General features: G+C 65.8%; 9 protein-coding genes. 5 read left to right on the top strand and 4 right to left on the bottom strand.

The window, feature by feature from the left end; genetic code table 11:
* Window positions 1-24: 24 nt before the first annotated feature.
* The 3 genes from HDG33_RS04600 to HDG33_RS04590 form a co-directional block, all read right to left on the bottom strand.
* On the bottom strand, window positions 25-1,065 hold the full coding sequence (locus HDG33_RS04600) for a zinc-dependent alcohol dehydrogenase family protein (protein ID WP_184022786.1): 1,041 nt from the start codon (window positions 1,063-1,065) through the stop codon (window positions 25-27).
* A 374-nt stretch (window positions 1,066-1,439) separates the two neighbouring features.
* On the bottom strand, window positions 1,440-2,315 hold the full coding sequence (locus HDG33_RS04595) for a helix-turn-helix domain-containing protein (protein ID WP_184022785.1): 876 nt from the start codon (window positions 2,313-2,315) through the stop codon (window positions 1,440-1,442).
* A gap of 37 nt (window positions 2,316-2,352) precedes the next feature.
* Window positions 2,353-2,910 carry a carboxymuconolactone decarboxylase family protein gene (locus tag HDG33_RS04590; RefSeq protein WP_184022784.1) on the bottom strand — a complete coding sequence of 186 codons (558 nt, stop codon included), beginning with the start codon at window positions 2,908-2,910 and terminating at the stop codon, window positions 2,353-2,355.
* 205 nt (window positions 2,911-3,115) lie between these two features.
* Between HDG33_RS04590 and HDG33_RS04585 the strand changes: the two genes are divergently transcribed.
* Window positions 3,116-4,132, top strand: coding sequence for an alcohol dehydrogenase (locus tag HDG33_RS04585; protein ID WP_184022783.1), 1,017 nt, complete (start codon window positions 3,116-3,118; stop codon window positions 4,130-4,132).
* 234 nt (window positions 4,133-4,366) lie between these two features.
* Here the strand turns inward: HDG33_RS04585 and katG are convergent, their stop codons facing one another.
* Window positions 4,367-6,625 carry a catalase/peroxidase HPI gene (gene katG, locus HDG33_RS04580; protein ID WP_184022782.1) on the bottom strand — a complete coding sequence of 753 codons (2,259 nt, stop codon included), beginning with the start codon at window positions 6,623-6,625 and terminating at the stop codon, window positions 4,367-4,369.
* Between the two features lie 545 nt (window positions 6,626-7,170).
* Here katG and HDG33_RS04575 point away from each other — a divergent pair.
* From HDG33_RS04575 to HDG33_RS04560, 4 genes are all read left to right on the top strand, one after another.
* Window positions 7,171-8,415, top strand: a complete 1,245-nt coding sequence (locus HDG33_RS04575) for a tyrosine-type recombinase/integrase (RefSeq protein ID WP_184022781.1) — start codon at window positions 7,171-7,173, stop codon at window positions 8,413-8,415.
* A 223-nt stretch (window positions 8,416-8,638) separates the two neighbouring features.
* Window positions 8,639-9,217 (top strand): hypothetical protein, encoded by a 579-nt coding sequence (locus HDG33_RS04570; protein ID WP_184022780.1) that lies wholly within the window; start codon window positions 8,639-8,641, stop codon window positions 9,215-9,217.
* A 334-nt stretch (window positions 9,218-9,551) separates the two neighbouring features.
* Window positions 9,552-10,151, top strand: coding sequence for a DUF2760 domain-containing protein (locus HDG33_RS04565; RefSeq protein WP_184022779.1), 600 nt, complete (start codon window positions 9,552-9,554; stop codon window positions 10,149-10,151).
* Complete coding sequence (locus tag HDG33_RS04560) at window positions 10,148-11,995, top strand: Hsp70 family protein (RefSeq protein WP_184022778.1); 1,848 nt, start codon at window positions 10,148-10,150, stop codon at window positions 11,993-11,995. Before HDG33_RS04565 ends, HDG33_RS04560 begins: the two co-directional genes overlap by 4 nt.
* The last annotated feature ends 2 nt before the right edge of the window (window positions 11,996-11,997 follow it).

The following is an 11,997-nucleotide window of genomic DNA, read 5'->3' as shown; positions in this document are numbered from 1 at the left end:
CGTCCAGCATCAAATCGGGACCGTCTATGACGCTTCGATCAACACCTTGAGCGCGCGCGTGCTCGACGCGCGGGAGAACGTCTCGTAAGCCGAAAGAATATCGTCGAGCCGGAAGCGATGCGTGATCAGACGCGTGGGATCGATCCGCCCCGCCTTGACCGTCTTCATCAGCATCGGTGTACTGACGGTATCGACGAGACGCGTCGTGATCGCGATGTTGCGATCCCACAGCTTTTCCAGATGCAGATCGCACTTGACGCCGTGCACGCCGATGTTCGCGATCGTTCCACCCGGCGCGACCAGCTGCTGGCAAAGCTCGAACGTCGGCGGAATGCCGACCGCCTCGATCACGCAGTCGGCGCCTACCGATTCGGTCAGCTTCAGCACTTGCGCGACCGCATCCGCACGCGCGTTGTCGATGCAAGCGGTCGCGCCGAAGCGTTGCGCGACCTCGAGCCGGTTCGCGTCGGGATCGATCATGATGATCTGCGCCGGCGAGTAGAACTGCGCGGTCAACAGCGCAGCGAGACCGATCGGCCCCGCGCCGACGATCGCCACGGTGCAGCCCGGCTGAACCTTGCCATTGAGCACGCCGCACTCGAAGCCGGTCGGCAGAATGTCGGACAGCATCACGAGCGCCTCTTCGTCGAGGCCAGCCGGAATGCGGTACAGACTGCTCTGCGCATGCGGAATGCGCACATATTCGGCCTGCGTGCCGTCGATCCGGTTACCGAGAATCCAGCCGCCCGTCGTGCAATGCGAATACATGCCGCGCCGGCAGTAGTCGCAGCGGCCGCACGAGGTGATGCACGAGATCAGCACGTGATCGCCGGCCGCGAGCCCGCTCACCGCCTCGCCGACCTGATGCACGACACCGACGCCTTCGTGGCCGAGAATGCGGCCCGGTTCGCAGGTCGGCACGTCGCCTTTGAGAATGTGCAGATCGGTGCCGCAGATCGTCGTGCGGGCGACTTTGACGATTGCATCGGTGGGCGCCGTGAGTTCGGGTATCGGCCGTTCGTCGAGCGACTTTTTGCCGGGACCGTGATAAACGAGTGCTTTCATGACGGACTTCTCCTATGGCCGGAATGAAACACGATGCGTGGCGGCAAACGTGTTCGCGTCTGAACCTGGTCGTGTCACGCGTCGGCTAGCGCCGGCGGGAACGTAATGCGTCACGCGCTTACATCATGAGCCCCGGCGTGGCGGGCGGCTTGATCTGGGTCAAGCACTACGAAAACAACGCCGACGCGTCGATGTCGGCCATTTTCTCGAGTTCTTGCAGATAGAGGCCGGGAAAGGAGCCCGCGCCTGCCTGCACATCGGCCGCGAAGAAGCTGCACGCGCGAGCCGTTGTCCATGGAGAGTGAGCGGCGCGTCGGATTGCTCGACCTGATCGGCTCGGATGATCGCCCAAAAAAATCGAAGACATCGCTATATCACGGCATACGGTTTGCCGATATTGGAGGTTGCGGGGACGCATGCGCGGCGAACAGCTGCTGGTGCCTTGCTTCGGTGGCGTCGTCGGCGGGGAACATGCATTCGATGCGCAACTCCTGCGCGGCCACGTTTTGCGGTGTGCCCACGGTCGTGACCATCGAGAAATAGCGCAGCACCACGCCTTCGCTGATGAAGCCGAGCGGAACCATCGGCAGCGTCGCGGGTGTCGCGGAAGAGCCATGATGCGTCTTCCAGTCGCGCGGCACGTCGGGATACGCAAGCAGTTCATCGAGTAGACGCTTCGTGCTGGCGCCGATTACATGACCGACCGACTCGCGATACACGCGTTGCAACAGACTTCGCGCGACCTCCTCCCACTCGGCGACGAACGGACGCATGCCATGTGGATCGAAGATCAGATGCAGCATGTTGCGCGGGCCTTCGCGCGCGGTCATGTCGATGAAGCAGTTGAAGAAGCGCGGGGCCGCGTCGTTGGTCATCAGCACGTTCCAGTCGCGGTCCATCACGAGCGCCGGAAACGGCTCATGCTGACGCACGACCCGTTCGAGCGCGCGAACCACGCCGTGCATTTCCTGCGCATTCCACGGTGCTTCCGAATAGATCGGTGCATAACCCGCGGCAAGCAGCAGCGCATTGCGCTCGCGCAGCGGCACGTCGAGGGTCTGCGCAAGCGTCAGCAGCGTGTCGCGGCCCGGCACGCTGCGCCCGCTTTCGATGAAGCTGATCTGCCGCTGCGAGATGCCGGCCTCGAGCGACAGATCGAGCTGACTCACGCCACGCACGTCACGCCAATAGCGCAACAGACCGCCGAGATCGCCCGGCTGCACTTTCGGATCGTGACTCGTGACGTTCATGGTGTTGCCCTCCGGTTGATGCCTGAACGGGATCGCTTCAGCGCGCGGGCGCGTGCCACGCGAATTCGGCGAACTGCGTTTCGAGCGGCGGCTCGGTCACGCTGCCGGTGTAGTTCGTGATCGTCGACGCGGCGACCACCGCAACCACCTCGAGAATCTGCTCCGCGCTGAAACCTGCCGCGAGAAAGCGTTGCCGGTCCTCATCGGCGAGGCGGCCGCGTTTTTCGATCAGCGTGCGCGCGAGCGTCGACAGCGCCGCGAGCCTCGTGTCGTCGGGCACGCCGCCGTGGCGGATCGCCTCGACATCGGCGCGGCGCAGGCCCGCGTTCAAGCCGAGCGCGGTATGAAACGCAACCGCCCATTCGCTCGCGTTCGTCACGGCGTTGGTGAGCAGCAGCGTCTGGATCTCCGGTTCGGTCAGACTGCTCGCATGCACGCGCTCGAACAGGCCGATGAAGCCGTTGATCAGCACCGGTGAAGCCGCCATCTTGGCCGCGATGTTCGGAATCAGGCCGAACGCCTGCTGCAGTTTCCGCAGCACGGGTTTCGATTGTTCGGGAGCGGACTCGATCGTGTGAACGGGATAGCTGGACATGGTATCTCCTTGACGTGTGCGCCATCGGAGCGGCGGCGCGGTAGTCGAAGAGTAGAGGCAGCCGCGTGGCTCGCCAATTACATCGGATGTCATCGCCATCAACCATGCGGCGGCGGCTTCTTTCTGGCGAGCCGCCTGGACGCGGCCTATCATGTTGGAGTTTGTTCCCCTCTTGTCCCGTTCGTCACTGGAAAGGAAGAACATCATGCCCACGATGAAAGCAGTCGAAGTGAAGCAGGCCGGCGGCCCGCTCGAACTGGTCGAACGCGAAGTGCCCGAGGCGGGCGCGGGTCACGTGCGTATCAGGATTCAGGCTTGCGGCATCTGCCATAGCGATGCGATGACCAAGGAAGGCCTGTGGCCGGGCCTGGCCTATCCGCGTGTGCCCGGTCACGAGATCGCGGGCGTGATCGATTCGGTCGGTGCGGGTGTCGAGGGCTGGCAGGTCGGGCAGCGTGTCGGGGTCGGCTGGCACGGCGGGCATTGCGGCAAATGCGAACACTGCCGCCAGGGCGACTTCGTGCTGTGCAAGTTCGCCCTCATCCCCGGCATCAGCTACGACGGCGGCTACGCCGAATACATGGTGGCCCCGGTCGAAGCCCTGGCGCGCATTCCCGACGATCTGTCCGACGTCGATGCCGCGCCGCTGCTCTGCGCGGGCATCACGACGTTCAACGCGATACGCAATAGCGGCGCGCGCGCTGGTGACGTGGTCGCGATTCTCGGGATCGGCGGCCTCGGTCATCTCGGCGTGCAGTTCGCGCGCAAGATGGGCTTTCGCACGGTGGCGATCGCGCGCGGTCAGGACAAGGCCCCGCTCGCGCAGCAACTGGGTGCGCATCACTACATCGACAGCAAAACGGAAAACGTCGCCGAGAAGCTGCAGGCACTGGGCGGCGCGAAGCTGATACTCGCCACGGTGACGAGCGGCAAGGCGATGACCGCGACGCTCGGCGGTCTCGGCCTGAACGGCAAGCTCGTGATGGTCGGCGTTTCCGAAGAGCCGGTCGAAGTGCCGATCGTGCAGTTCATCATGGGACGCAACTCGGTGCAAGGCTGGCCCTCCGGCACCTCGGCCGATTCGCAGGACACGCTCGCGTTCAGCGCGCTCACCGGTGTCAAGCCGATGATCGAAGAGTATCCGCTCGCCGAGGCAGCGCAGGCCTTCGACCGGATGATGAGCGGTCACGCGCGTTTCAGAGTGGTGTTGAAGATGGTCTGACTGGCAGCCTCCGGTGGGGCGATGGAAATTGCATGACCATTCTGGTTACGGGCAGCACGGGTGTCATCGGCACCCGGTGCCCGAACATCTGAAAGGCGGCGGCGCAGAAGCAGTGACGAGGCGAAGAAAAAGCGCGCTTGCCGGCATCCCGGCAAGCGCGCTCGATGACTTCGCAAATCCGCCTTCAAAAACTGCGGCGACGTGGCAAAGAACCACTCGCCAGCACTGGCCGGATCAAGCCAGATCGAAACGATCCAGATTCATCACCTTGACCCACGCGGCAACGAAGTCGCGCACGAATTTCTCCTTGCCGTCCTCGCTCGCGTAGACCTCGCTCAAGGCGCGCAGCACCGAGTTCGAGCCGAACACCAGATCGACGCGCGTACCGGTCCACTTGATCTCGCCGCTCTTCGTGTCGGCACCTTCGAACGTTTCCGCGGCCTCCGACACCGGCGTCCATTCCGTGCCCATGTCGAGCAGATTGCGGAAGAAGTCGTTGGACAGCGTTTCCGGCTTGTTCGTCAGCACACCTTCTTTGCCAGCCCCCACCTTCAGCACGCGCAGGCCGCCGATCAGCACCGTCATCTCGGGCGCCGTCAACGTCAGCAGTTGCGCCTTGTCGATCAGCAGCTTCTCCGCCACCACCGGGAACTTGCCGCCCAGATAGTTGCGGAAGCCGTCGTGGACCGGCTCCAGCACCGCGATCGCTTCGACGTCGGTCTGCTCCGGCGACGCATCCATGCGACCCGGCGAGAACGGCACCGTTACCTGCTGCCCGGCGTTCTTCGCGGCCTGCTCGATACCGGCGCCACCCGCCAGCACGATCAGGTCGGCAAGCGAAATCTTCTTGCCGCCGGACTGCGCACCGTTGAACTCGCTCTGGATGCCTTCGAGCACCTTCAGCACCTTCGCGAGCTCAGCGGGCTGGTTGACGGCCCAGTCCTTCTGCGGTGCGAGCCGGATGCGCGCGCCGTTGGCGCCGCCGCGCTTGTCCGAGCCGCGGAACGTCGAGGCCGAGGCCCACGCGGTCGTGACCAGCTGCGACACCGACAGCCCCGACGCGAGGATCTTCTGCTTCAGCGCCGCGACGTCCTTGTCGTCGACGAGCGGGTGATCGACGGCCGGAATCGGGTCCTGCCACAGCAGTTGCTCCGACGGCACTTCCGGGCCAAGATAGCGGGCGCGCGGACCCATGTCGCGGTGCGTCAGCTTGAACCACGCGCGCGCGAACGCGTCGGCGAACTCGTCGGGGTTGGCCATGAAGCGCCGCGAGATCTTTTCGTAGATCGGGTCGAGGCGCAGCGACAGGTCGGTCGTCAGCATCGTCGGCAGCAGTTTTTTCGACGGGTCGTGCGCGTGCGGATACGTGGCCTGCGCGTCCTTCGCGACCCACTGGTTCGCACCCGCCGGGCTCTTCGTCAGCTCCCACTCGTGGCCAAAGAGGCTCTGGAAGTAGCTCATGTCCCATTGCGTCGGCGTCGAGGTCCAGGTGACTTCGATACCGCTCGTGATCGTGTCGCCGCCCTTGCCAGTGCCGAAGCTGTTGCGCCAGCCGAGCCCCTGGGCCTCGAGACCGGCACTTTCCGGTTCCGGACCGACGTTATCGGCCGGCCCCGCGCCGTGCGTCTTGCCGAACGTGTGGCCGCCGGCGATCAGCGCGACCGTTTCCTCGTCGTTCATCGCCATGCGGCCGAACGTTTCGCGGATGTCGACTGCCGCGGCGAGCGGATCGGGATTGCCGTCCGGGCCTTCCGGATTCACGTAGATCAGGCCCATCTGCACCGCGCCTAGCGGGTTTTCGAGGTTGCGGCCGGGCGGATCGGTACGGCTCTTTTCCGTGCCGTGCAGCTCCTCGTCGGCGACCAGCACGCCTTCGTCGTCTTCCCTGCCGGCCGCTCCCTTGCCGTAGCGCACGTCGCCGCCGAGCCAGGTTTTTTCATTGCCCCAGTAGACGTCCTGGTCCGGTTCCCACGTGTCCTCGCGGCCGCCGCCGAAACCAAAAGTCTTGAAGCCCATCGTTTCGAGCGCGACGTTGCCGGTCAGGATCAGCAGGTCGCCCCACGAAATTTTCTGGCCGTATTTCTGCTTGATCGGCCATAGCAGCCGGCGAGCCTTGTCGAGGCTCACGTTGTCTGGCCAGCTATTGAGCGGCGCGAAACGCTGCTGGCCGCGCCCTGCGCCGCCGCGGCCGTCGCCGATGCGGTACGTGCCGGCGGCATGCCATGCCATACGGATAAACAGCGGGCCGTAGTGGCCGAAGTCCGCGGGCCACCAGGGCTGCGAATCGGTCATCAGCGCGGCGAGGTCTTTCTTGACCGCGGCGTAGTCGAGGCTCTTGAATGCCTCGGCATAGTTGAAGTCTTTGTCTAGCGGATTGGAGCGGTTCGAATGCTGGTTGAGCAGGTCGAGGCGCAATTGCTTCGGCCACCAGTCCCGATTGGTCGTCCCGCCGCCGGCGGTATGGATGAACGGGCACTTTGCTTCGTTTGACATGCGTTCTCTCCTTTGGAGGATGTCTCCGTTGTCGATCGGAGTCGGTGCCTGGGTACTTTCTCCAATCCCATGCAAGGTACTTGTTATGCGTTTGTCATCGTGTCAGGCTTGCGTGGCAATTTGACGACCCGAAAACCCGACAGTCAGCCGAATGGCTCGGCAGTGCACTCATGAAATCCAGGGTCGAGGGCAACGCAGCCGATGTCCGTAACGGCTGACTCCGGTCGGCGCTCCACTCCTATTCGAATATAGGCGAGGACAAAGTTCAATAGAATTCGAATACGGCAATGCCACTAATAGGCGGCGACTATAGCGGGCGGAAAACGAGCGCCGCCCTGCATCACTATATGCCGATCGATCGTCACCGCGTCGAAGCTTGAGCGCACCCGCTGTTTTGCGCCAGGCGCAGCCGACTGTGTGATAGGGTTTCGCGTTTCGTCCGTAACAGAATGGGCACTGCTTTCTCTTCAGGCAAACGCTTCTGACAGCACCTGAGCGGAGCAGAATGACGCCAACCGGCGTGCGCCCGAGGAGTACCCCGAACCGTGTCCAAAGCCGTGCCGAAAGCTGCCCCGAACGCTGAGCTCGCCACCGTCCAGCCCGTCGAATCGCTCGTCGTGCCGGAACTGCTCGATGGCCGCGACGGCACCAATCGCGGCGCGGCGGAAAACTCGCAGCTATCGGCGCGCAACGATCTCGACGCCGTGCGCGCCTGGCTGTCCAATTACGCGGACACCAAGACCACCTTCGACAACTACCGCAAGGAAGCGGAGCGGCTGCTGCTGTGGGCCGTCGTGCAGCTCGGCAAGCCGCTGTCGTCGCTGACTCACGAAGATCTGCTGCTGTTCAAGGCGTTCATCGCCGATCCGCAGCCGGCCACGCGCTGGGTGTCGGCGAACGGCGGCAAGTACGCGCGCGGCGACGCACGCTGGCGGCCGTTCAACGGGCCGCTGTCGCCGGCCAGCCAGCGCCAGGCGCTGATCATCCTGAACGCGATGTTCACGTGGCTCGTCAACGCCGGCTATCTGCGCGGCAATCCGATGGCGCTCCTGCGACAACGCGCGAAGCGCTCGGCGCCGCGCGTGACGCGCTATCTGTCGACGTCGCTGTGGGACGAAGTGAAGCTGTTCGTCGAGCAGCTGCCGCAAGATACCGATGCGCAACGCGCGTACTACGCGCGTTGCCGCTGGCTGACCACGCTGTTCTATTTGCAGGGCATGCGCATTTCCGAGGTGGCCGGCGGGCAGATGGGTCAGTTCTTCAGAAGGCTCGGCGGCGATGGTCAGGACCAGTGGTGGCTCGAGACGCTCGGCAAGGGCGACAAGGAGCGGATCGTGCCGGTGTCGGCCGAACTGGTTCAGGAGCTGCGCAGCTACCGCACGCTCAATGGCCTCGCCGCCCTGCCGACCCGCGCCGAGGAAACGCCGCTCGTGCTGCCGTTCAAGGGCCGAAACCGCTGCCTGTCGCGCTCGGCGATTCACGACGCGATCAAGGGCATCTTCGCGGGCGCGGCCATGTGGCTGCGTGCGCGCGGTCCCGAATTCGCCGATCGCGCCGACGAGCTCGAGCGCGCGTCGGCGCACTGGCTGCGGCATACGGCCGGTTCGCACCAGGCGGACGGCGGCGTCGATCTGCGCACGATCCGCGACAACCTCGGCCACGTTTCGCTGAATACGACCAGTCTTTACCTCCACACCGAGGACGACGCACGGCATACCGAGACCGTTAATCGACACCGGATGAACTGGGACGACGCGAAGTCTGAAGACGGCAATGCGGGCGGCAATTAAGCGCGGATCGGGCGGGTGAAACGCGCCGCCGGAATTGTGCGTTATTTCTTTCTTCTTTCTATTTCCCAGTTGGATCGATTCATCAGGCGATGCGCGCCGGGCATGCGTTTGCGCCTGCGCGTTTACCCGCTCGTTTCCCTGGTCGTCGATTCATATCTCAAGAATGCAAAACGCCGACCGTTAAACGGGCATCGCTCGACAAATAACCAATACAAACCGGGGAATGAACTTGAAAACCATCACCAACGCGCTGTTGGCGTCGGCTGCGTGCGCTACCTTTCTCGCGGGCTGCGTGAGCAGTGGGCAAGGCCGGCTCGTCAGCGCCCCGAACCGGGTCAACGAAGTGACCGTGACCGCGTATCAGCCGTTGCCGACCGATGTGTACGTCGCCAATGTGGTCGATCGCGATGTGGTGATCGTCGGCGGCGATACGTATATCTGGGTCGTCGGCCGGGACGGCGTCCGGCATCGCCAGTTCTATTCTCATGGCGATCATCGCGCCGAGGTTTTCCATCGCCGTGAGGAGCTGCATCGTGTGATGGCGAGCCATGACGGTCATCTGCCGGAGCATCCGGGCGGCGCGCATCCGCCGCTCGGGCACCCGGGCGGCCCCGCGCCGGCGATGGCCGCGCACGGACAGCCGCCGCGAGCCGACAGGCACGCCGCCAGACCGGTCAGGTCTGCACCCGCGACGGCCGCGCACGGACAACCGCGCCGCGCCGTCATGCACGTCGCCGGGCCGGTCAGGTCCGCGCCCGCACCATCGGCAAAGCGGGCGTCGAAGGATCCGAAGAAGTCGTAACGTCGCTGATAGGCGCGCTGCCAAAGCGCCTTCCTGGATCGCCCGCTTCCCGCAACTCCCCGCCAATCCCACCCCATTGCCCGCTAGAATTGCCGGCTTTGCCCGCGTCGGGCGCGCCGCAAGGCAAAATACGGGTTTTGCGCGCGCCGCACGCGCGGCCGACCCGGTCGCGAAGCGTCCCCAAGCCGTTTTCGGGCCCGGCGGTTGCATCGTCGCCCCGGGCCGCGCGCCGACCCGCAACATCACAGCCCCGCCCGGCCCGTCAGCTTCGCTGCCCGGCGCACGCGGCGCGGCGAGGACCGCTCGTCCCCAACCGAGCAGATCAGGAGCCTTTATGAGCGATTCGAATCCATCCTTCCTCGGCCGCATTTCGCTGGCCGTCGGCACGTTTTTCAGCATTCTCGGCAACGGCGACTTCGCCGCCGACGTCCTGCGCCTGCGCAACGGCGAAAAGATCGGCGCGGCCCCGGCAGCCGCCCCCGCCGCCACGCCAACCCCGGCCCCCGCCGCCGCCCCGCAACCGAAGCCGCAACCCGCGCCGGTGCTGAAGGAGGCCTCCCCCGACGCCGCGCTGCAACTGCTCGGCCTGCTGCAGCGCGACGCGCGCTTCATCGATTTCGTCGAGGAAGACATCAAGGCCTATAGCGACGCCGACATCGGCGCGGCCGCGCGCCTCGTGCACGAAGGCTGCCGCGCGACGCTGCGCGAGCACTTCACGATCCGCCCGGTGCGCGACGAAGCCGAAGGCAGCCGCGTGACGCTGCCCGCAGGCTTCGACGCGAGCTCGGTCCGTTTGACCGGCAACGTGGTCGGCAGTGCGCCGTTCAACGGCAGCATCAGCCATCGCGGCTGGCGCGTCGAGGATGTGCGTCTGCCGAAGCTGGCGGACGGTCATAACGCAAAAGTCATCGCACCGGCGGAGGTGGAGCTATGAGCGACGCACGCTATTCGATCGGCATCGATCTCGGCACCACGCACTGCGCGTTGTCCTACGTGGACACGCACGCGAGCGACGGCGAGAAAACCACCCAGGACGTGCTGTCGATCGCCCAGCTCACGGGCCCCGGCGCAATCGATAATCTGCCGCTGCTGCCCTCGTTCCTGTACCTGCCGCATCCCGACGAACTGGCCTCCGGCGACCTCTACCTGCCGTGGACCGGCCAGCGCGAATTCGCGGTCGGCGAATTCGCGCGCAGCCGCGGCGCCGGCACCCCGATCCGGCTCGTGTCGAGCGCGAAAAGCTGGCTGTGCCATCCGGGCGTCGACCGGCGCGCGGGCATTCTGCCGAACGATGCGCCGCCCGAAGTCGCGCGCGTGTCGCCGCTGGAAAGCTCGGTGCGCTACCTGACGCACCTGCGCGAGGCGTGGGACCACGCGCTTCCGGACGCGCCGTTCGGCGAGCAGGACGTCACCGTGACGATCCCCGCGTCGTTCGACCCCGCGGCGCGCGAGCTGACGGCGGAGGCCGCCGAGGCCGCCGGCTTCACGCGCATGACGCTGCTCGAAGAGCCGCAGGCGGCGCTCTATAGCTGGATTCAGAAGAGCGGCGGGCAGTGGCGCAAGCAGGTCAAGATCGGCGACATCATTCTCGTCGTCGACGTCGGCGGCGGCACGACCGACCTGTCGCTGATCGCGGTGATCGAGCGCGACGGCAATCTCGAACTGCATCGCGTCGCGGTCGGCGATCACATCCTGCTCGGCGGCGACAACATGGACCTCGCGCTCGCGCACGTGGTCGCGCGCAAGCTTGCCGCGCAGGGTACCCAGGCCGACGCGTGGCAACTGCGCGCGCTCGCCTACGCGTGCCGCGCGGCGAAGGAAACGCTGCTCAGCGACCCCGCCACCGACACCGTGCCGCTCGTCGTGCCGAGCCGCGGCTCGAAGCTGATCGGCGGCTCGATCCGCACCGAGCTGACGCGCGCCGAACTGACACAGACGATCCTCGACGGCTTCTTCCCGCAGATCGACAGCGCCGCGCGTCCGGTGAGCCGCGCGCGGGTCGGTCTGACGCAGCTCGGCCTGCCGTATGCGCAGGACGCGGGCATCACGCGGCATCTGGCGGCGTTCCTCGGGCGTCAGGTCGGCGCGCTGGCGGAACTCGAAGGGCTGCGCGAGCATGTCGCGCCCAACGCGAGCTTCCTGCATCCGACCGCGGTGCTGTTCAACGGCGGCGTGTTCAAGTCGACGCTGCTGGTCGACCGGATCATGGGCACGCTGAACGGCTGGCTCGCGACCGAAGGCGCGGCGCCAGCCCGTCTGCTCGAAGGCGCGGACCTCGATCTGGCGGTCGCGCGCGGCGCGGCCTACTACGGCTACGTGCGGCGCGGCCGCGGCGTGCGGATTCGCGGCGGCACCGCGCGCGCGTACTACATCGCGATCGAATCGGCGATGCCGGCCGTGCCCGGGCTCGAGCCGCCGGTGCAGGCGCTGTGCGTCGCGCCGTTCGGCATGGAAGAAGGCACCGACGCCGAGCTGCCCACGCAGGAGTTCGGGCTGGTCGTCGGCGAGCCCGTGCATTTCCGCTTCTTCGGCTCGTCGGTGCGTCGTCAGGATCAGGTCGGCACGCTGCTCGATTACTGGGGCCCCGAGGAGTTGCAGGAACTCGAGGAAATCCAGGCGACGCTGCCGGCGGCCGGCCGCACCGCCGGCGAAGTCGTGCCGGTGAAGCTGCACGCGCGCGTGACCGAAGCGGGCACGCTCGAACTCGAAGCGATCCCGCGCGGCTCCGACGAGCGCTGGAAAGTCGAATTCGACGTGCGCGGCAACGCGAATGCGTGATT

It is taken from the genome of Paraburkholderia sp. Cpub6 (assembly GCF_014201065.1).
Lineage (GTDB): Bacteria > Pseudomonadota > Gammaproteobacteria > Burkholderiales > Burkholderiaceae > Paraburkholderia > Paraburkholderia tuberum.
Note: the sequence above shows the minus strand (reverse complement) of the source record. Positions and strands in the feature narration are given on the sequence as shown.

What these genes read in the sequence shown, in the direction of transcription:
- HDG33_RS04570 (WP_184022780.1), top strand. Translation starts at nt 8,639, where the DNA reads ATGAACTTGAAAACCATCACCAACGCGCTGTTGGCGTCGGCTGCGTGC.
- HDG33_RS04565 (WP_184022779.1), top strand. Translation starts at nt 9,552, where the DNA reads ATGAGCGATTCGAATCCATCCTTCCTCGGCCGCATTTCGCTGGCCGTC.
- HDG33_RS04600 (WP_184022786.1), bottom strand. Translation starts at nt 1,065, where the DNA reads ATGAAAGCACTCGTTTATCACGGTCCCGGCAAAAAGTCGCTCGACGAA.
- katG (WP_184022782.1), bottom strand. Translation starts at nt 6,625, where the DNA reads ATGTCAAACGAAGCAAAGTGCCCGTTCATCCATACCGCCGGCGGCGGG.
- HDG33_RS04585 (WP_184022783.1), top strand. Translation starts at nt 3,116, where the DNA reads ATGCCCACGATGAAAGCAGTCGAAGTGAAGCAGGCCGGCGGCCCGCTC.
- HDG33_RS04560 (WP_184022778.1), top strand. Translation starts at nt 10,148, where the DNA reads ATGAGCGACGCACGCTATTCGATCGGCATCGATCTCGGCACCACGCAC.
- HDG33_RS04595 (WP_184022785.1), bottom strand. Translation starts at nt 2,315, where the DNA reads ATGAACGTCACGAGTCACGATCCGAAAGTGCAGCCGGGCGATCTCGGC.
- HDG33_RS04590 (WP_184022784.1), bottom strand. Translation starts at nt 2,910, where the DNA reads ATGTCCAGCTATCCCGTTCACACGATCGAGTCCGCTCCCGAACAATCG.